General features: G+C 71.0%; 14 protein-coding genes. 5 read left to right on the forward strand and 9 right to left on the reverse strand.

Going from position 1 to position 20,396, the window contains the following annotated elements:
* Positions 1 to 4: 4 nt before the first annotated feature.
* The 4 genes from pdxA to LOK46_RS31770 form a co-directional block, all read right to left on the reverse strand.
* Positions 5 to 1,042 (reverse strand): 4-hydroxythreonine-4-phosphate dehydrogenase PdxA, encoded by a 1,038-nt coding sequence (gene pdxA, locus LOK46_RS31755; RefSeq protein WP_273564866.1) that lies wholly within the window; start codon positions 1,040 to 1,042, stop codon positions 5 to 7.
* Complete coding sequence (locus LOK46_RS31760) at positions 1,039 to 2,142, reverse strand: nucleotide-binding domain containing protein (protein ID WP_273564867.1); 1,104 nt, start codon at positions 2,140 to 2,142, stop codon at positions 1,039 to 1,041. Before LOK46_RS31760 ends, pdxA begins: the two co-directional genes overlap by 4 nt.
* A gap of 12 nt (positions 2,143 to 2,154) precedes the next feature.
* Positions 2,155 to 3,462 carry an MFS transporter gene (locus LOK46_RS31765; protein ID WP_273565203.1) on the reverse strand — a complete coding sequence of 436 codons (1,308 nt, stop codon included), beginning with the start codon at positions 3,460 to 3,462 and terminating at the stop codon, positions 2,155 to 2,157.
* A gap of 62 nt (positions 3,463 to 3,524) precedes the next feature.
* Positions 3,525 to 4,967 carry an FAD-binding oxidoreductase gene (locus tag LOK46_RS31770; protein WP_273564868.1) on the reverse strand — a complete coding sequence of 481 codons (1,443 nt, stop codon included), beginning with the start codon at positions 4,965 to 4,967 and terminating at the stop codon, positions 3,525 to 3,527.
* Positions 4,968 to 5,308: 341 nt separating this feature from the next.
* On the opposite strand from LOK46_RS31770, the gene LOK46_RS31775 reads away from it, so the two are divergent.
* Positions 5,309 to 6,010 (forward strand): FadR/GntR family transcriptional regulator, encoded by a 702-nt coding sequence (locus LOK46_RS31775; RefSeq protein ID WP_273564869.1) that lies wholly within the window; start codon positions 5,309 to 5,311, stop codon positions 6,008 to 6,010.
* A 324-nt stretch (positions 6,011 to 6,334) separates the two neighbouring features.
* The gene (locus LOK46_RS31780) at positions 6,335 to 7,348 is read left to right on the forward strand and encodes a crotonase/enoyl-CoA hydratase family protein (RefSeq protein ID WP_273564870.1); all 1,014 of its coding nucleotides are present in this window, start codon (positions 6,335 to 6,337) and stop codon (positions 7,346 to 7,348) included.
* Here the strand turns inward: LOK46_RS31780 and LOK46_RS31785 are convergent.
* From LOK46_RS31785 to LOK46_RS31795, 3 genes are all read right to left on the reverse strand, one after another.
* Complete coding sequence (locus LOK46_RS31785) at positions 7,337 to 9,667, reverse strand: putative bifunctional diguanylate cyclase/phosphodiesterase (protein WP_273564871.1); 2,331 nt, start codon at positions 9,665 to 9,667, stop codon at positions 7,337 to 7,339. The two genes, LOK46_RS31780 and LOK46_RS31785, sit on opposite strands and share 12 nt — an antisense overlap.
* A 793-nt stretch (positions 9,668 to 10,460) precedes the next feature.
* The gene (locus LOK46_RS31790; RefSeq protein WP_273564872.1) at positions 10,461 to 10,805 is read right to left on the reverse strand and encodes a hypothetical protein; all 345 of its coding nucleotides are present in this window, start codon (positions 10,803 to 10,805) and stop codon (positions 10,461 to 10,463) included.
* Positions 10,806 to 10,812: 7 nt separating this feature from the next.
* Positions 10,813 to 12,030 (reverse strand): efflux RND transporter periplasmic adaptor subunit, encoded by a 1,218-nt coding sequence (locus LOK46_RS31795; RefSeq protein ID WP_273564873.1) that lies wholly within the window; start codon positions 12,028 to 12,030, stop codon positions 10,813 to 10,815.
* A gap of 116 nt (positions 12,031 to 12,146) precedes the next feature.
* On the opposite strand from LOK46_RS31795, the gene LOK46_RS31800 reads away from it, so the two are divergent.
* Positions 12,147 to 15,311 carry an efflux RND transporter permease subunit gene (locus LOK46_RS31800; protein WP_273564874.1) on the forward strand — a complete coding sequence of 1,055 codons (3,165 nt, stop codon included), beginning with the start codon at positions 12,147 to 12,149 and terminating at the stop codon, positions 15,309 to 15,311.
* 73 nt (positions 15,312 to 15,384) lie between these two features.
* Complete coding sequence (locus LOK46_RS31805) at positions 15,385 to 16,632, forward strand: DUF2254 domain-containing protein (protein WP_273564875.1); 1,248 nt, start codon at positions 15,385 to 15,387, stop codon at positions 16,630 to 16,632.
* Positions 16,633 to 16,838: 206 nt separating this feature from the next.
* Here LOK46_RS31805 and LOK46_RS31810 read toward each other — a convergent pair whose 3' ends face one another.
* Both LOK46_RS31810 and LOK46_RS31815 read right to left on the reverse strand, forming a co-directional pair.
* On the reverse strand, positions 16,839 to 17,012 hold the full coding sequence (locus LOK46_RS31810) for a hypothetical protein (RefSeq protein WP_273564876.1): 174 nt from the start codon (positions 17,010 to 17,012) through the stop codon (positions 16,839 to 16,841).
* Between the two features lie 146 nt (positions 17,013 to 17,158).
* Positions 17,159 to 18,082, reverse strand: a complete 924-nt coding sequence (locus LOK46_RS31815; RefSeq protein WP_273564877.1) for a CDP-diacylglycerol diphosphatase — start codon at positions 18,080 to 18,082, stop codon at positions 17,159 to 17,161.
* Between the two features lie 524 nt (positions 18,083 to 18,606).
* Here LOK46_RS31815 and LOK46_RS31820 point away from each other — a divergent pair.
* A complete protein-coding gene (locus LOK46_RS31820; RefSeq protein ID WP_273564878.1) occupies positions 18,607 to 20,304 on the forward strand; it encodes a dihydroxy-acid dehydratase in 1,698 nt (565 codons plus the stop codon).
* Positions 20,305 to 20,396 lie beyond the last annotated feature (92 nt).

A 20,396-nucleotide genomic window follows, 5' to 3' on the forward strand; every position in this document is an offset into this window, starting at 1 on the left:
GTCCTCACGCGGCTCGGCGGTTGGCCGCCAGTTTCTCGGCGAACTCGATCGCCTCGATGAGGCTGCGCTCGTTGGCGAGGCCGGTCCCGGCGATGTCGAAGGCGGTGCCGTGATCGACCGAGGTGCGGATGATCGGCAGGCCCAGGGTGATGTTCACCCCCGACAGGTCCATCCACTTGCCCGTGGCCGGGTCGATCTCGAAGCCGAGCAGCTTGACCGGGATGTGCCCCTGGTCGTGGTACATCGCCACCACCGCGTCGTACTGGCCCGCCCGCAGCTTCACGAACACCGTGTCGCCCGGCACCGGCCCGTGCACGTCCAGCCCGTCGGCGTTGGCCGCCGCGATCACCGGCGCGCTGACGTCGATGTCCTGGCGCCCGAACAGGCCACCCTCGCCCGCGTGGGGGTTGAGCGCGGCGACCGCGATCTTCGGCCTGGCCAGGCCCAGCCCCTTCAGCGCCGTGTCGGTGAGGTCGATGACGCGGCGCAGGCGCTCCGGGGTCAGGCGCTTGGGCACGTCCTCCAGGGCGACGTGGGTCGTGACGTGCGAGACCCGCATGGTGCCGTGGGCCAGCATCATCACCGAGCCGCGCACGCCGGTCAGCTCCGCCAGCATCTCGGTGTGGCCGGCGTAGTGGTAGCCGGCCTTGTTGAGCGCCTCCTTGTTGAGCGGCGCGGTGACGATGCCGCCGATCCGCTCGGCCAGGGCGAGGCGGACCCCGGCCTCGATCGCCTTGTAGGCGAAGCGGCCGCCGTCGGCGGAGAGCCGGCCGGGCTCGATCGGCGCGCCCTCGGCATCCGCCTGGAGGCAGCACAGCGCCGGCCAGCCGCCGTCCTCGGCGACTTCGGCGACCTCGGGGACGGGCTCGGGCAGGAGGCCGAGCGCCCGCTCCGCGCGGCGCAGGGCCGGGACGCTGCCGATGACGACGAGCCTGAGCTCGCCCGCGTCGATCCGGTCCCTCAGCCGGGCGGCGGCCTTGACGATGATCTCCGGGCCGATGCCGGCCGGATCGCCCATGGTGATGGCGAGATGTGAGGTCACGCGTCGCTCCTGCTGCGCGGAAAGCCGTTCTGGTGGAGGAGATCGCGCCAGACGCCGTCTGTTCCGAAGGCGCCGGACTTCGAGACGACCGGCAGGCCGTCCCAGCGGCCGCCCCGGAGGGTGGAGCGGGGCAGGCCGGGCGCGACCTGCCCGGTGACGTCGAGGCGCGCGGCGGAGAGGGCGAGGCAGAGCGCCTTCAGGGTCTCGCCGCCGGCGACCAGCAGCGTGCCGGGCCGCGGGATGCGGTCGATCACGCCCGCGAAGGCGGCGGCGATCCGCGCCGCGGCGTCCTCGCGGGCGGTGCCCTCGGGCAGCGCGAGGCTCGCGAGGACGACGCCGTCGCGGTCGAGGCGCGCGGCCACCGCGGCGGCAGGGTCGGGGTCGCTCGCCGACAGGACGAGGTGGCGGGTGCCGCAGGCCGCGAGCTGCGCCGCGGTCTCGGGCCGGTCCGAGCCGAACAGGCCGAGGACCGGGCCGGCGAGCCGGTCGTCGCCCGGCGCCGCCGCGCCGCGCGCCAGGGCGGCGGCGAGGCCGCCGCTGCCGCACCACAGGACCGGACCGTCTGCCGGCAGCGCCGCGACGGCGGCGAGGTCCTCGTCCGTCCGGGCATCGTAGACGGCGACGCCGTCCACCGGACCGTCCGTCACCGACGCCCGGCGGGCGGGGAGACCGGCCTCGCACAGGGCCCGCGCGATGTCCCCCGAGACCGGGAGCCAGCCGTCGGCCCGCCGCGCCCGCTGCCGGCCCTCCACCGTCACCCGGCCCTGGACGGGGAAGGCCGGGGCCACGATGCAGCGCCGCCACGCGCCCACCTTCACCGTGGCCGCGAGCTCGGCCGCCCAGGGGCCGCGCAGGAGGCTGTCGAGCTTCCTGAAGGCGATGTCCGCGCCGTCGAGCAGCGGGGCGAGCCCGCCGGCGATCCGCGCGGCTTCCGCCGCGGCGCGCTCGCGCGTGCCGGCATCGACGGCGAGGGAGCCCGAGGCCCGGTCCGGCAGGATGCCCGGCCACGCGACCGGGACGGTCCCGCAGAGGCCCGTGAGGCCGGCCGCCGTGTCGAGGGTTCCGGTCAGGTCGTCGGCGATGAGGCGCAGGGTCGGCATCGGGGCGCGGCGTCAGACCTTGGCGGGGCTGGCGCCGGTGGCCATCGCGTCGCCCGCGGCCTCCTCGTCACGGCTCTTCAGCGGCGCGATCTCGCCGACGATGAACAGGTACGCGCAGGCGCCGACGATGCTGAGGGTGCCGGCCACCGCGAGCGGCACCACGAAGGACCCCTTGGTGATCGAGACCATCACGCCGGTGAAGGTGGTGAGCGCGATGCCCGCGAGGTTCGAGGCGAAGTTCTGGATGCCGGAGATCGAGGCGACGTGGGCCGGCGTCGGCGCGACGTCGCCCGGCAGCGTCCAGATGTTGGCGCCGGCGAAGGCGAGGCCGGAATACGAGATCGCCAGGAGGGTCAGGGCCGCGCCGTCCCCCGGCACGAGGGGAGCCAGCGCCACCACCGAGGAGGCGAGCAGGCCGCCGACGAGGCAGGTCTTGCGGGCGGCGGTGAGGCTCCAGCCGCTCTTGAACAGGCGGTCGGACAGGTAGCCGCCGAGCCAGCCGGCCGGGATCGCCACGAGGCCGGGCAGCAGGCCGAGCGTGCCGAGCTTGGCGAGCGAGAAGCCGCGGGACTCGGTGAGATAGGACGGGAACCAGGTCGTGTAGAAGTAGATGACGAAGTTCAGGCAGAAGAACCCGATCATCATGCCCCAGATCGTCCGGTAGCGGAACAGCTCGGCGTAGCGGATCTTCCTGGCGCCGGCCTTCACGGCGTAGTCGGCCTCGAGGACGGCGAGCTGCTCCGCCGAGACGGCCGCGTGGTTCTTCGGATCGCGGTAGACGAGGTACCACACCACCATCCACACGAGCCCGATGCTGCCCGTGACGAGGAAGGCCTCGCGCCAGCCGAAATTGGCGATGAGGAATGCCACGAGCGGCAAGGTCATGGCCGAGCCGACGCGGGAGCCGGAGGCCCAGATGCCGGTGGCGAGGCCGCGCTCGGAGCGGCGGAACCACAGGGACGTCACCTTGGCGTTCACGGGGTAGCAGAACGCCTCGCCGATCCCCAGCACCATGCGGCAGGCGATGAGCGACGCGACACCGCCCGCGAAGGCCGTGGCCAGCGTCGCCACCGACATGATCAGCGTGGCGACCGTGTAGGTGAGGCGCGAGCCGAACTTGTCGATCAGCCAGCCGCCCGGCAGCTGCATCAGCACGTAGGACCAGAAGAAGGCCGACAGGATCAGGCCCATCAGGGCCGGATCGATCCCGTACTCCTTCTGGATCATCGGCACGGCGACGCCGAGATTGGCGCGGTCGATGTAGTTGATCGCCACCGCCAGGAAGCACATCAGCACGATGAGCCAGCGCTGCTTCGGCAGTGGAATGGATGTGTGTCCCGTCACGGTCTCGCCCTCCCGTCCTGTCGTGTTCCGGCCGCCGGTCAGGTGCGCGGGGCGTCGTCCATCAGGACCTTGCCCGGGTTCATCAGGCCGGCGGGATCGAGGACCCCCTTGATCGCCCGCATCAGCTCGAGCTCCAGCGGGTCGGTGACGCGGGCGAGGCGGCCCCGGTTGGACAGGCCGATGCCGTGCTCGGCGCTGATCGCGCCGCGCTGCAGCCGCGTCTCGTCGTCGACGATGCCGTTGATGAGCGCCACGAGCCGCTCGGCCTCGCGGCCGTCGGCGATCGCGGCGCGGTCGATCAGCGCGCAGACGTGGATGTTGCCGTCGCCGATATGGCCGTGCATCGCCACGCGGGCCCGGGGCACCGCCTCCTGGATCCGCTTCTCGACGTTGACGGCGAACGCGGCCTGACGGTCCAGCGGCACGGCGCTGTCGTGGGAGACCACGAGCCCGGAGCGCTTGTTGCCCTCCGAGACGCTGTGGCGGACCTTCCAGATCGCCTTGGCCTGCGCCGCGCTCGCGGCGACCAGCGCGTCCGAGATCAGCGCGCGCTCCAGGGCCTCGCCCAGCGCGGCCTCGAGCGGCGTCGCGAGGTCCGTGCCGGCCAGCGTGTCGGTGAGCTCGATGATGAGATACCAGGGCGCGTCGAGGCCGAACGGGATCGCCGTGTCCGGCACGTGGTCGCGGATCGCCTCGATCTGGCTGCGGGACATGATCTCCAGCGAGCCCAGCCGGTCGCCGACATGGGCGCGCAGCAGGCCCATCACCGCCAGCGCCGCATCGACGCCGGGCAGCATGGCCAGGGCCGTGACCGAGACGCGCGGCTTGGCGAAGAGCTTGAGCACGGCGCCCGTGATGACGCCGAGCGTGCCCTCGGCGCCGATGAAGAGCTGCTTCAGGTCGTAGCCGGTGTTGTCCTTCCGCAGGGCGCGCAGGCCGTCGAAGATCCGGCCGTCCGGCAGCACCGCCTCGATGCCGAGGACGAGGTCCCGGGTCGGTCCGTAGCGCAGGACGGCCGTGCCGCCCGCGTTGGTGCCGATGTTGCCGCCGATCTGGCAGGAGCCCTCGGCCCCGAGGCTCAAGGGAAAATAGCGGTCCGCCGCCTCGGCCGCGGCCTGGATGTCGGCCAGGACGCAGCCGGCCTCGACCGTGATGGTGTTGGCGAGCGGGCTCACCGCGCGGATCGCCCGCATCCGGTCGAGGCGGATCACGAGATTGCGGCCCGGCGCCGTCGGCGTGCCGCCGCCGCACAGGCCGGTATTGCCGCCCTGAGGGACGACGGCGACGCCTTCGCGACGCGCGAGGGCGACGACCTGCGACACCTCGGCGACGGTGCCGGGCTTCACCACCGCGTCGGCTTGGCCGTGATAGCGCTCGCGCCAATCGGTGACGTAGGGGGCCAGATCGCCCTCCGGCCCGATCACGTTGCGCGGGCCCACGATGGCGGCCAGGCGATCGACGAAGCCCTCAGCATCACGCATGGCGACCTCCCCCGGGCGCGGAGCGCTGCTCCGGCGTCCAACTTGTTGTAAAGTTGATAGCCAACTACGCGGCGTTGTGGGGGCGGTCAAGAGGATGTGGTCGCCAGATTCGAGACAGCTCCCGGCAGCCCGTCCGCGTCGCAGCGCCGGTATCCACCGGATCAAACGGTTCGCGACGGGCTGTGTCGACGGAGGCTGGCCTTACATGTTTTTACAAGTTGGGTGACTGCGGCGCTGCGATGTGGCAGGCTGCCGGTTCCTCGAAGCGACAGCCGGCCCCGTGGCCGCGCGGGAACGGTCAGCCAGTGACAGCACCCCTAGCCCCGGCGCCGGAGGCGCCGATGCCTCGGCCGACGAGCCTTGTGGATACGGTCTACCGCGCGATCGTCGGCGGTATCGCGGACGGCACGTACGCGCCGAACGACCGTCTGCCGAGCGAGCACGACCTGGCGGGACAATTCGGGGTCTCGCGTCCCGTCGTGCGCTCCGCCCTCGACCGGCTGAGACGCGAGGGCGCCATCGTGTCCCGCCGCGGCGCGGGAAGCTTCGTCCGGGCGGCCGAGGTGAAGCAGAAGCTCGGCTTCGCCCCCGTCGAGAGCATCGCCGACATCCAGCGCTGCTACGAGTTCCGCCTGACCATCGAGCCCGATGCGGCCTTCCACGCCGCCCTGCGGCGGGACGGTCCGGCGCTGCGGGCTATCGAGGCCGCCCTGGACCTGCTCGCGACGGCGACGCGCCAGGAGCAGCACCGGGAGGATGCCGACTTCGCGTTCCATCACGCGATCGCGGAGGCGTCCAACAACCACTATTACGCGGCCTCGCTCCAGGCGCTGCGCTCGCACATCGCCGTCGGCATGAAGATCCACGGCCTCTCGCTGCTCGGGCCGAATTCCGGCCTCAGGGGCGTGTTCGACGAGCACGAGGCGATCTTCCGCGCGCTCCGCGATGGCGAGGCGGAGGCCGCGCGCAGCACGATGGCCGCGCATATACGGACCTCGCGGGACCGCCTGTTCGAGGGGCGGCTGCTCGATCTGTCGCTGTAACGCCAGCCGCTTCAGCGCGGCGGGGCAGGGCGGTCACAGGACGGGGTCGCGCGGCGGAGGTGTTCGGATCCGGCGGGACGGGCACGCGCGTCGGCACGGGCAGGCCCGCTGGCGGCGAGAGCGACGTGGACGCGACCCGCGCCGCACGATCACCTGGGCATTGACGGGTCGCCTCGTGCCAATAGGCCCGGCTTGCAAGCAAAAGCGGCTAATCGGCCAGAAATTAACCAAAGCTTAATTATCTGAGGAGGGCCGGCTCCGGCCGCCTAGCTCCGCGGCGCCGGCCGCGATACGGTTAAGGACCACTTAACGGATCCAAATGAAATGGCGTCTATTACAGGTCTCGCCAAGGATTTGGTGCCTTACCCCGGTCCTGTGCCGCTGCGGCGGCGGCCGGCGCCCGCGCGGCGACCGAGCGAGTCGCGGATCGCTCCGGCCGTATCGCCCGCCGATCCCGGCATCTCCGAGCTCGCTCAGATCGAAGTCGATTTCGAAGCCGGCAGCAACACCCTGTGGGCCTTCATGCGCCCGCACGGGCGCCCGTGCCAGAATCCCGAGATGCTGGCCGACTTCAGCCGGCTGCAGGATGACATCGAGCGCGTCTTCGGCAACGGCGGTCCTGACCTGAACTATTTTGTCTTCGGATCACGATTTCCCGGCGTGTTCAGTCTCGGCGGTGATCTGAACCTGTTCGCGAGCAAGATCCGTGCGGGCGACGAGGCCGCGCTGGTCGGTTACGGCAACGCGTGCGTCGATGTTCTTCACCGCAACATGAACGGTCTGAATCTGCCGATCATCACGATCGGCCTCGTTCAGGGCGACGCGCTGGGCGGGGGGTTCGAGGGCCTGCTCTCGTTCGATGTGATCATCGCCGAGAAGGGCACCAAGTTCGGCTTTCCGGAGATACTCTTCGGGCTCTTTCCCGGTATGGGAGCGTACAGCTTCCTCGCCCGCCGTCTGGGGACCATCAAGGCTCAGGAGATGATTCTCGATGGAAGAACCTACACCGCCGAAGAGATGCACGAACTGGGGATCGTTCACATCCTCGCCGAGCGTGGCCAGGGCGAGGCCGCCGTGCGCGCCTACATCGCCGGCAACCGTCGGCGGCGCAACGGGCAGCAGGCGATCTATCAGGCCGCCCGCGAGGTCAATCGCATATCGTTGGAGGAACTGAGAAAGATCGTTGCGGTCTGGGCGGCCGCCGCGATGAACCTCACGGACAGGGATCTGAGCATCATGGAGCGGCTTGTTCTGGCCCAGGACAAGCTCAGGGGAAAAGCCCAGGCCGCCCAGGCCCGCACGGTGCCGGCACGGGAGCTGTCGGCGTCAACTCGCTAGCTTCGTCAGGGGCTCCGCGGCCGCGAGCATGGTCCGGATCTGTGGCGCGGCGACCGGACGGCTGAAGACGTAGCCCTGGATCAGATCACAGCCCTCCGCGCGGAGGATGGAGAGTTGCGTCTCGGTCTCGACGCCCTCGACGACGATGGCCATCCCGATGCTTCTTCCCATGCCGACGATCGCCCGGATGATCGCGGTCGACTCGGTCTTCCTGTCCAGATCCGACACGAACGACCGGTCGATCTTCAACTTGTCGAAGGCGAAATTTCTCAGGGAGCTCAGGGACGAGTAGCCCGTTCCGAAGTCGTCGATCGACAGGCGGATCCCGAGCTGGCGGAGCTTGTTGATGGTCTCGACGATCTTGTGCGTCGCGCCCAGCGTCACGCTCTCCGTGATCTCGAGCTCCAGGCGATGCGCCGGGAGGCCGGAGCGGTTCAGCGCGCCGATGACGTGGAAGGCCAGCTGCGGATCGCCGAACTGACGCGGCGACATGTTGACCGCGACGCTCACGGTCGACGGCCACTTCCGGGCCTCGCGGCACGCTTCGTTCAGGACCCAGTTGCCGAGCTGGACGATGAGCCCCGTGTCCTCGGCCACCGGGATGAAGTCCGACGGCGGGATGTATCCGGAGACGGGGTGCTGCCACCGAAGCAAGGCCTCGCAGCTCACGATCGCACCGGTGCTCGAGTCGACGATCGGCTGATAGTGAAGCTCCAGCTCCCCGTTGGTCAGAGCGGCCCGGAGATCCGACTCGAGGGCGTGCCGCGCGCGCGTGGCCGCCTCCATCTCGTGCTGGAAGATCTTGAACCCGCTCCTGCCGGCCCCCTTGATGGCGTAGAGGGCTATGTCGGCGCATTTCAGCAATCTGTCCTCGTCGTTGGCGTGGAACGGGGCGATCGCGATGCCGATCGAGGCGCCGACCGTGACGTGATTGCCGTCGATATCGAAAGGCCGCTCCAGTTCTTGCAGGACGCGCTGCGCGAGATCCTCCGCGACGGCCGGCGACGTGACGGATTGCTGGACGATGACGAACTCATCGCCGCCGAGGCGGGCGACCGATCCGGATAGCGCCCCGATCCCGCGCAGCCGGTCCGCGACCATCTGCAGCAATCTGTCTCCGGCCGGGTGCCCCATCGTGTCGTTGATGACTTTGAAGTGGTCGAGGTCGAGCAGGTGGACCGCGAAATCTCCCTTGCTGCTGGCGCTGGCCTTCAGCGCCTGGGAGACCTTGGCCTTGAAGCTGCTTCGATTCAGCAGGCCGGTCAGATCGTCGTAACTCGCCATCTGCTGAATGCGGGCCTCGTTCCGACGCCGCTCGGTGATGTCCTCGAAGATGATGACGTAGCCCTTCTCGGCGGTCCGCCGCTGCATCAAGGACACCACGCGATCGTCGGGGAGGATCAAGACCAGATTCCCTGATCTCAACGCATTCGACGCCGCCGAGAACGTCGAGAGTGTCGAGCCGCGTCCCGCTGTTCTCTCATCGACGATGGCGCGGCTCAATTTGTACAGCGATTTGGCCGTGGAGTTGGTGTGGATCCGGCTCGAGGGAATGCCCGATATCGAGAGGAACTGGTCGTTCCAGACCTGGAGGCGGCCGCGCGCGTCGAACATGCACAGCCCGTGCGACATGTTCCGCAACGCGATGTCGAAGAGATTGGCCTGGGCCTGGAATTTCTCGGCGAGCGCCTCCTTCTCCCGCGTCGTGACCAGGGCCGACACGATGATCTCGCGCGTGCTGAGCGTGATGTCGATCATGCCATAGGCGAACAGGAGCGACAGGATGCCGAGCGAGGCCCGCTCGCCGTCGCCGGACACCAGCAGACCCGCCGAGAGCGGCATCGCCGACAGGAGAACCTGCGCGATGGCCAGCAGGGGGCGGCCCGCGTTGCGGCCCGAGATGCCTGCGGCGTAACCGATGGTGAACGTGGGGGTGATGACCTGGAGCGCGAGATTGGACGACCGGGTCGTGATGAGAAACGACAGGATGCCGAGCGACGCGGCGTAGGCGAACGCTCCGATGGAGAAGTATTTCTCCCAGATTTCGTACCGATCGTACTTCTCCGGCCCCTTCGTCAGGTAAACCCGAGCGAGTAGGATGCGGGTGAGCCCGATCAGGCCGACCGCGAACGCGGTCAGGGTGATTGCCCGATCATCGGACCAGAACGCCGCGGCCGTGGCGACGATCGTGCCGGACGCGGCGCCGACCGCGAGAGATGCGAAGGGTTGATACAGCCCGTCGACGAGCGAACGCTTCACGTCGCGCGAGAGCAGGGCGTCTTCAGCCAGTGCGGCCCGCAGTTTGGAATACAGTCCCAAAGCGGCGTCTCGCTACTTCGCTCTCGTTGCGGCTGTCGTCATTGAGGCAGTTCAATCCGCGTCTATCGCCGCAGATTAGCGGCCTCGAATTTCAAAGATATTGAAAAGCTTGGTTAACGGCCCTCATTGATCGTATCTTCGTGTCGAATATTTGCGCCATCTCCGCGAAGATTTCGTGATTATGGCCATTTGCGGAGCCGAATATCGATGCGGTTCCGGACAGTCCGGAACAGGTTCTGAGGCGGCTGACACGGCGGGTTCATACATGTCCCGTCGGGCACCGCGCCGCTGACAACCCATATCCGGAGGCGTCATCTCGCCCGGCCGTATTCGATCGGAAGACGTCGACCTGCTCGTCAGATGTCGGGGCGATCGCGCGCTCTTGCCCCGGTCCCACGGCGGCTCCGCCCGTCCCGTTTCGCGCTCGACGTCTTCATGCCGTCCTGACGATGTCGCCGCGTCAGGGACTCTCACGCTCCCGGGCGCGGCTCGCGCTTCTGACGCGATGCCCGGCGCGCGTGACCGCCGGGTTGCGGGCGAACAGCCTCGGACGGGTGGCCCCCGAGTGGCAGCCCCAGCGGCGCGATGCTCGCGCGGCCGGCAGCGTCCGGGATCAGCCCGGGCGAGCGCGGGCTCGCAAGAGCCAGGAAGCCGAGGATGAGCCCCGGCACCAGCTCGACGAAGCCGGGCCGGCTCGAGGCCGATCTCGGAGGGGCCTTTGCGGTCGCTCCCGCTGCCGGCACCGCGCCCCCCGCGCCGGGAAGGACGGTCACCGTCCGGCGCGGCAGGCCGCTCAGGGCGCGCGCAGACCGAGTTGCGACTTGTCGGTGAGCCGGTCGTTGCGGAACGTGAGCGTGATGTTGGCGCCGTACGTCCCGCGCCCGGGCCAGGAATAGGTCGCGCGCCGGACCCGTCCGACAGTCAGGTGCGAGACGCGACGGCCGTCGCAACCCAGACGGACCCGCACTTGGCGGTAGGTCATCCCCGGAATGAGGGCGGCATAGTGCGCATGGTCGACGCGGCACCCTGGCGTCGCCGCGGCCACGGCGGCCTGCACCGGGAGCAGTGTCAGGACGAGCAGCAGGACGAGCGCCGAGACGAGCGCCGAGACGAGCGCGACCGGGAGCGCGGACCGCATCGCCCGCTCAGCCCGGCGCGCCCGGGGCGGGCCCGTCGGCCTGCGGCGCCCGCGGTTCGGCCGCGGCACCCGCGTCCGCCGACCGGATCTCGACCTTGAGGTCCTGCCGCATGTCCTGGAGATGGTCGGTGATCACCCGCTCGCCGGCCTTGAGCCCGGCCAGGATCGCGGTCTCCTCGCCGAAGCTGTCGCCCGTGGTCACGGGCTTCTGGCGGACCACGCCCTGATCGTCCACCACGTAGACGATCTGCTGGGCGAGCCGGGCCGACAGCGCGACCGTGGGGACGAGGAGCTTCTCCTCGGTGCCGGTCGTGACCCGGGCGCGGACGAACTGACCGGGCAGGAAGCGCTCGTCGGTGTTCGGCAGCAGCGCGCGCACGAGGCGCCGGGCGGTGCGGGGGTCGAACCGGTTGTCGAGCTGGTAGACCCTGGCGTCGCGCACGGGCTTGCCGGCCTCGTCCAGCACCTCCACGGTCACCGGGCCGGTCTGCATCGCCTCGCGCAAGGCCTCGGAATCCTCGGAGGAGAGCGCCATCTGCACGTCGATCGGGTCGAGCTGCACCACCGTGACCAGCTCCGTCTGGTTCTCGATGACGAGGTCGCCGGGGTTGACGATCGACAGGCTCGCCCGCCCGTCGAACGGCGCGCTGACCACCGCGTAGTCGAGGTTGAGGTTCTGCCGCGCGATCGCGGCCTCGGCCCCCTGGACCTGGGCGGCGGTCGCGGCCGCGTTCGACTGGAGCTGCTGGAGGCGCTGCTCCGACGCGTAGCCCTTGTCGGCCAGCGTGTCGGTCCGGCTCACCTCGGCCTGCGCGAACTGGAGCTGCGCCTTGGCCTGCGCCTCCTGGGCCTGGGCCTGGGCGAGTGCCACCTGGAACGGGCGCGGATCGATCCGGAACAGCACCTGCCCCTTCTTCACGTGGCTCCCGGGCTCGAAGGGGCGCTCGGTGACGTCGCCGGTCACCCGGGCCTGCAGGGCCGCGTCCTGCTGCGCGATGATCGTGCCCGTGTAGGTGAAGCTGATCGGCACGGTCCGGGTCCGCGCCGCCGTCACCGTGACGGCGATCGGCGGCTCGGCCTCCGCGGTCTCGGCCGGTTGGTCCGACCAGGGCAGCGCGGCGATCAGCGCCGACGGCTCCGGCCGGCCCATCGCGAGCCAGCCGCCCGCCGCCAGGACCAGCGCGGCGCCACATCCGAGGAGTCCAGTCCGAAGCCCCGCCCGCACGCTGACTGCTCCTCCCGCTGCGGCGCGCCCGCGCCGAGCCCGACGGGGAACACGCCAAACGCGTTCGCGTTGCACGCCCGCGGTCCTCGCGGCCACCGATTACCGTCGAGGTCCGATTGTTCGCCCGCTTCGTCGACCGGCCGGTCCTGGCGGCCGTCATCTCGGTTCTGATCACCCTGATCGGTGCGGTCGCCGGCCTGACCCTGCCGATCGCCCAGTTCCCCGAGATCGCGCCGCCGATCATCAACATCCAGGCGACCTATCCCGGCGCCAGCGCGCAGCAGGCCTACGACGCGGTCACGACGCCCCTGGAGCAGGAGATCAACGGCGCCCAGCACCTGCTCTACATCGCCTCGACCAGCAACACCGACGGGAGCGTCAATCTCGACGCCACCTTCGAGATCGGCTCCGACCTCGATGCCGCCGCCGCCGAGGTCCTGACCCGCGCCAACCGGGCCGAGGCGAAGCTGCCGGCCTCGGTGCGCGCGCAGGGGCTGGAGATCCAGAAGAGCTCCCGCCAGCGGCTCGGCAACATCGTGCTCTACGCCGATCCGGGCGCGCCCTACGACGAGCTGTTCCTGGCCAACTGGGCCGAGACCCAGGTGATCAAGCCGCTCCGCCGGGTCGACGGCATGGGCCGGATCCAGAACTTCTCCCAGAAGCGCTACGCCATGCGCCTGTGGCTCGACCCGGTGAAGATGGAGGCGCTGGCGATCAGCCCGGACGCGGTGATCCGCGCGGTGAGCCAGCAGAACGAGCAGATCACCACCGGATCCCTCGGCAAGCCGCCGACCGACGGCAAGCCCACTGCCTTCGAGCTGCAGGTCGTCACGCAGGGCCGGCTCAGCCAGCCCCAGGAATTCGCCAACATCCTGCTGCGGGCCAATCCCGACGGCTCCGTGGTGCGGGTGCGCGACGTGGCGCGGGTGGAGCTGGGTTCGGAGCAGTACGGCGTGCGCTCCAGCTTCGACGGCAAACCTTCGGCGACCCTCGGCCTCTACCAGACGCCGGGCGCCAACGCCGTCCGCGTCATGGACGGGGTGAAGGCCACGATGGAGGAGATCGCGCGGCGGTTCCCGCCGGGCCTCAAGTACAAGATCGCCCTCGACCGCACCGAGTTCGTCCGCGAGGCGATCCGCGAGGTGGTGCACACCCTGTTCGAGGCGCTGATCCTCGTCGTGGTGGTCACCTACCTGTTCCTGCAGAACTGGCGGGCGACGCTGATCCCCTCGATCGCCGTGCCGGTGGCGCTGGTCGGGACGTTCGGGCCGATGGCGCTGCTCGGCTTCTCGTTCAACACCCTGAGCCTGCTCGGCCTGGTCCTGGCGGTGGGCCTCGTGGTCGACGACGCGATCATCGTGGTCGAGAACACCGAGCGCCTCATGGACGAGGGGATGGAGCCGCGCCCGGCCGCCCGGGAGGCGGTGAACGAGGTCGCCGGCCCGGTGATCGCCACCACCCTGGTGCTGGCCGCCCTGTTCGTGCCGGTGGCCTTCATCCCGGGCCTGACCGGCCAGCTCTACAACCAGTTCGCCCTGACCATCGCGATCTCGGTGATGATCTCGGCCGTGGTCTCGCTGACCCTGACGCCGGCGCTCTGCGGCCTGATCCTGAAGCACCGGCCGGAGGGTGCGCAGGCGGGCCAGAGCCGGTGGAGGGCGCCGCTGCGCTGGTTCAACCGGGCGCTGGAGCGGGCCGCGGGCCTCCTCACCGCGATGATCGGCCGGCTCAGCCGCCACCTCGCCCTCGTCGGCCTCGCCTTCGCGGCCTTCGCGGCGCTCACCGTGCTCCTCGTGATGCAGCGCCCGACCGGCTTCGTCCCGAACGAGGACCAGGGCTACTTCTTCGCCGACGTCGCCCTGCCCAAGGGCGCCTCGGTGGCGCGCACCGACCGGATGGTCGAGCGGCTCGGCGGGAGCCTGCGGGACATGCCGGAGGTCGATCACACGATCGGCGTCGTCGGCCGCAGCATCCTCGCCGACGCGGTGGCGCCGTTCTACGGGTTCCAGATCCCGGTCCTGAAGCCCTGGGGCGAGCGGTCGGCCTCGGCCGACGCCATCATCGCCCGCGTGCAGAAGGAATTCCGGCACGATCCGGACGGGAAGGTGCGGGTGGTCAACCCGTCGCCGCTGCCGGGGCTCGGCACCCGCAGCGGCCTGACGCTCGAGATCCAGGACCGCAGCGGTGCCGGCGGCATCAAGCTCGCCGAGGCGGCCCAGCGCTTCATCGACGAGATGGAGAAGAGCCCCAACGTCGCCCAGGCGCTGCCGACGACGAGCTACGGGGTGCCGCAGATCCGCCTGGAGATCGACCGGGCCAAGGCCGAGCAGCTCGGCGTGCCCCTCCAGAACCTGTTCGACGCGCTCGGGACCTACGTCGGGTCGAGCTTCGTCAACCTCTTCAACCGCTTCGGCTTCGTCTACCAGGTCTACGTGCAGAGCGAGGCCACGGGCCGGCGCACAATCCAGGATCTGCAGGCGCTGCCGGTCCTCAACAGCCGGGGCGAGCCCGTGCGGATCGGCTCCCTGGTGCGGGCGGAATTCACCACCGGCCCCACCGCGGTCCTGTCCTACAACACCTACCCGGCCATCGAGGTGGCGATCGAGGTGGCCCCGACCGCGAGTTCCGGCACGGTGCTCAAGGAGGTCGAGGCGCTGGCCAAGCGCCGGCTGCCCTCGGACTACGCCGTGGAATGGACCGACGTCGCCTACCAGGAGAAGGTCGCGGGCGGCTACGCGCCGCTGATCTTCGGCCTCGGCGTGCTGATGATCTTCCTGCTGCTCGCCGGGCAGTACGAGTCGCTGCGCCTGCCCTTCGTGATCCTGCTGGCGACGCCGATCGCGATCTTCGGCGCGGTCGGCTTCCTGGCCGTGCGCGGGCTCGAGCTCGACATCTTCGGCCAGATCGGGCTGCTGCTGCTCGTCGGTCTGGCCGCCAAGAACTCGATCCTGCTCGTGTCCTTCGCGGAGGACTTGCGCCGGCAGGGCGAGGACGTGCTGAAGGCGGCGCAGGACGCGGCGCGCCTGCGCATGCGCCCGATCCTCATGACCTCCTTCGCGTTCATCACCGGCTCGATCCCGCTCGCCATCGCGAGCGGCGCCGGGGCGCATGCCCGCGTCTCGATGGGGACGGTGGTGATCGGCGGCCTCGTCGTCGCGACCTTCATCACCCTGTTCATCACGCCGACCTTCTACGTCGCCTTCGAGCGGCTGCTCGGGCGGGGCGACGCGGCCGCCAGGGCGCAGTCCGGGCCGGACGGCGCGGCGCAGCCGGCCGAGTAGCCACTTTGGTCCGTCGCCGAGACGGTCGCGCCGCCGGTCCCGCACCCGGCGGCGAACGGGAGCCATCGAGAGCGTGACGACCGTCCTGCCGCGCTGGCGGCTGATCCTGTCCCGAACCCTCCGTCAGGCCTGGGTCCGCGCGGCGCTCTACTGCGTCGGCGGTGTCCTGACGGCCCTGCTCGCGTGGCGCTTCCAGTTCCACGTGGAGGAGGATTTCGCCCTGAGCGTCGGCGCCGACGCCGTCGGCAACGTCCTGAGCATCCTCGCCTCCTCGATGCTGACGGTGACGACCTTCTCGCTGACCGTGCTGGTCAACGCCCTCGGTTCCGCGTCGTCGGGCGTGACGCCGCGCGCCACGACCCTGTGGAGCGAGGACCGGCGGGCGCACGACGCGCTCGCCACGTTCCTCGGCGCGTTCATGTTCTCGGTGGTGGGGATCATCGCCCTGTCGACCCGCCTCTACGGGCCGGGCGGGCGCCTCGTGCTGCTGGGCGCGACGGTGGTCGTCATCGGCCTGATCGTCGTCACCCTCCTGCGCTGGATGCAGCAGCTCACCCGTTTCGGCCGGGTCGGCGAGACGATCCGGCTGGTCGAGCACGCGGCCGCCCGGGCCCTGCGCGGCCGGCGCGACCGGCCCCATCTCGGCGGCGTGCCGCCGGACCCGGCGCACCGCCACGCGCGGCCGGTTCTCGCGGATCGGATCGGCTACATCCAGCACGTCGACCTAGCGGTGCTGACGCGGGCGCTCGGCGGGCGCGACGTGATGCTGGACGTGGCCGCGCTGCCGGGCGCCTTCGTCCACACGGCCACGCCCCTCGCCTTCGTCGATCCCGACATGGAGGCCGCCGCCCTGGCGGCGATCCGCCGGGCCTTCCTGATCGCCGACGACCGCGCCTGGGAGCAGGATCCGCGCTTCGGCCTGTCGGTCCTGGCGGAGATCGGCTCGAAGGCGCTCCCGCCGACGGCCGCCGATTACGGGACGGCCATCGCGGTGATCGGCGCCGGTCTGCGCGTGCTCTCGGAGTGGGTCCCGGATCCGGACCGGCCACCGCCCGAACCCGAGCATCCGCGCATCCGTGTCCCGGCCCTGTCGACGGACGACCTGATCGCGGATTTCTTCCATCCGCTGGCCCGCGAGGGCGGGGGGATCGTTCAGGTCGGCGTGCGGTTGCAGAAGGTCCTGGCGGCGCTGCGCAGCATGGCCCCGGAGCGGTTCGCCGCCCCGGCCACGCGCGCCTCGATCCTGGTCACGGAGCACGCGGGCGCCGCGCTCGGGGTGCCCTCGGAGAAGGCCGCCGTGGAGGCGCTGACGCTGCGCTGAGGCCAGCGGAACTGCCCGCGCGCCGATCCATTGGGTCACCGGACGCAGACCGACCGGCTCTCAAGGATGGATGGATCGATGGTATCGACATGCGCGCGCTCCGGCGGAACCGCCCGAGCTTCCGCGGTTCGCGCGGCCGTGGGAGCCTGCGCGCTGATCCTGGTGTCCGGACCGGTCCTCGCCCAATCGGCGGCGAGCCGGATCGATCAGCCGACTGCGGCCACGCTGCCCCCAAGCGTCAGCACGACGAAGGGCGGCGCTGCCCCCGCCGACCGGTCGACCGGCCCCGTCGCACCGCCGAGCGCCATCTCGTCGTCGACGGACGTGATGCAGGGCGGGAGCCCCGGTGCCGAGACGGGCCGGACGAAGGACGCGCGCACCAACCCGCTCGATCATCTCTCCCCAGAGTACAAGCGGTAGAGCGCGCGCGACCGCCGCGCGACCGCCGCGCGAGCCCGAGCGGCCGCCCGCGCGACGATCGGGCTCCGGCCGGGCTCCGCGCAACCGAGAGCCGGGTCGGCCCGCATCAGAATTCCAGAGGTCGAAGCCCGGCCGACGGGGGCTCGGCCGCAAGACCGCAGGTGTGGTCCTGCAGGATCTCGCCGTTGGCCGCCTTGCCGAAACGGCTGGTCACCAAACCGTCCAGGAGCACGAAGCCCGGCTTTCCGCCCGGGAACTCGGCCCCCACGACAGCCAGCGAGTGCTCGCCCATGGCGGCGCGGGCCCCGCCGTCGCGCGCCAGCAGGTCGAACGGGTCCGCGGCGTCCAGATCGTCCCCGAGCACGCGCATCGCCCTGAACGGACGACCGACCAGCGGTTCGGCCAGCGGCGCCCACCGATCGCCGATCGCGGGCGCGAGGCGGCGGAGAGCGTCGCGGACATCCCGGCGGACGCAGTCGATGTGGATGTGCAGCTGCCCCTGACTCCGCCGCAGCCGCGCGTTCACCGCGAGGCTGACGTCGCGCCGGTCGAGCGGATGGCCGAGGCGGTCCTCGACGAAGGTTCGCGCGCGCCACGCCTTGGCGAAGTAGTTCGTCGTCCCGGGTTGAAGGAGCACGGGGCTCTCGATGCCGGTGATGCGCGCCGTCGGGATCAGGAGAAACTGCGCCCGCCCGCGGAGGTCCTTGAGGATGGCGTAGCCCTTCTCGACCCCGCCCTCTAGGTCGACCAGGCTGCAGGGGGCGGGGCCCTGTCCGCGCCTCTCATGGGGGACGCACGCGCCGTGCACGATCGCCCACAGGGCTCCGCCGTTTCCGAGGAGGTTGGGCACGACGGCGACAGCCAGCCAGACCGAGGCCGTCGCGAGGATGATCAGGGCGCCGAGCGATCTGCGCGACGGCCCGGTCCGCGCGCGACCGGTCGAACCGCGCGGCGACGCGGTGTCCGGCCGGCCGCGGGCGGCGTCACGCACCTGACGGGCGAGCCTGACCGCCGCTCTGCGCAAATCCATGACGTGACCCGGTGTCCGGTTGCCGCGGAAGCGCCGGGCCAGCCGACGCCAGGACGATCTTACAGGCCGCCCGCGGCCCGAGCGATCTCCGTCCCGCTACGGATGCAACACCGGACGGATCGGGCGGGACGCGGGCGCTGCCGGTCACCGGCTCGCGCCAGACCCGGATCGGCGGCGTCGCCGATTCCGGCATCGGACGCGGTGACGCCGCGGCGTCTTTCGTACGCCGGATCCCGCGCGGCCCCTTCTCGGACGACTATCCGATGGGCCATGCCTTGCGCGGACCTCGTCAGCGCCGCCGAACTGGGCCATGCCTCTCCGCATCCCGGTGCCGGTGCCAGAGCCACCTGCGGTCGCAACCTATCGGGCGGCGCGCCGCCGGAATCGCGGCGAGAAGGACAGGGGCGGGATGAACCGCGCGCTCGAGGACCGGCTCGACGCGCGTCAGGCGCCGGGAGCCCGGCGACCGCTGAGACAGACCGGACGGCCGCGTTGACCCGGGCCGCCCTCGCGAGGAGACGACCATGACCGACGAACCGCACGGCCTCGACCGCGGCCTGACCAATTACGGCGACCGCGACTTCGCCCGCTACCTGCGCCGCTCCTTCGCGCGCTCCATGGGCATCTCGGTCGGCCTCCTGAACAAGCCGGTGGTCGGCATCGCCATGACGCCGTCGGGCTTCAACAACTGCCACCGGGGCATGCCCGAGCTGGTGGAGGCGGTCTCCCGCGGCGTGCTGGCGGCCGGGGCCCTGCCGCGGCCGTTCCCGACCGTGTCACTCGGCGAGGTTTTCCTCAACCCGACCAGCATGATGTACCGCAACCTCATGGCCATGGACACCGAGGAGATGATCGGCGCCCAGCCGATGGACGCGGTGGTGCTGATCGGCGGCTGCGACAAGACCGTGCCGGCCCAGCTCATGGGCGCGGCCTCCGCCGACCTGCCGGCGATCCAGCTCGTCACCGGCCCGATGTCGACCGGCCGCCACAGGGGCCAGCGGCTCGGCGCCTGCACGGATTGCCGGGGTTTCTGGGCCAAGTACCGGGCCGGCACCGTCGACGCCGAGGAGATTGCCGAGGTCGAGGGCCGGCTCTCCGTCACGGCCGGCACCTGCGCGGTGATGGGTACGGCCTCGACCATGGCGTGCATCGCCGAGGCGCTCGGCATGTCGCTGCCGGGCACCGCGGCGATCCCGGCGGTGCATTCCGACCGGCTGGTGGCCGCCGAGGAGACCGGCCGCGCGGCGGTGCGGCTGATCCAGTCGAAGATCCGGCCCTCCCGGGTGATCACCCAGAAGTCGGTCGAGAACGCGATCCGCGTGCTGATGGCGGTGTCGGGCTCGACCAACGCCATCGTGCACCTCACCGCCATCGCGGGGCGGCTCGGCATCCGGATCTCGCCCGAGCGCTTCAATCAGATCTCCGACGAGACACCGGTGCTGATCGACCTGAAGCCCGTGGGCCAGGGCTACATGGAGGATTTCCACGCCGCCGGCGGCATGGGCGCGCTCCTGCGCGAGCTGCGCCCGCTCCTCCACCTCGACACCGTGGACGTGGAGGGCCGGACGCTCGCCGAGCGCCTGGACGAGCCGGCCGGCTGGGTCGACCGCGCGATTATCCGCACCGCGGAGGATCCCGTGTCGCCGGTCGGCGGCCTCGTGGCTCTGTCCGGCAGCCTCGCGCCCGACGGGGCGATCTTCAAGCGCGCGGCGGCGACGCCCGACCTGTTCGAGTCGGAGGGCCGGGCGGTGGTGTTCACCGGCCTGGAGGACCTGTCGGCGCGCGTCGACGACCCCGATCTCGACGTGGCGCCCGGCGACATCCTCGTCCTGCAGAACGCCGGCCCGCACGCGGCCGGCATGCCGGAGGCGGGCTACCTGCCCATCCCCAAGAAGCTGGCGCAGGCGGGGGTGAAGGACATGGTGCGCATCTCCGACGCGCGGATGTCGGGCACGGCCTTCGGGTCGATCGTCCTGCACGTGGCGCCCGAGGCCGCTCTCGGCGGGCCGCTGGCGGCGGTGCGCGACGGCGACCGCATCCGCCTGTCGATCCAGGACAAGCGCGTCGATCTCCTGGTCGCGGAGGACGAGATCGCCCGCCGGCTCGCCGACCACCGGCCGCCGCCGGCCCCGGCCCGGGGCTACAAGGCGCTCTACCGGCGCAGCGTCACGCAGGCCCCGGAGGGCTGCGACTTCGACTTCCTCGCCAAGGCCGAGGGCTGACGTCCCGGGCCGTCCTGTCCGGGCGCGTCAGAGACCGGCTCCGCCATCCGGGACGCGCCCGCCGGCCCCGCGACCCGGCAGGCAGACCGCGT

It is taken from the genome of Methylobacterium sp. NMS14P (genome assembly GCF_028583545.1).
GTDB lineage: Bacteria > Pseudomonadota > Alphaproteobacteria > Rhizobiales > Beijerinckiaceae > Methylobacterium.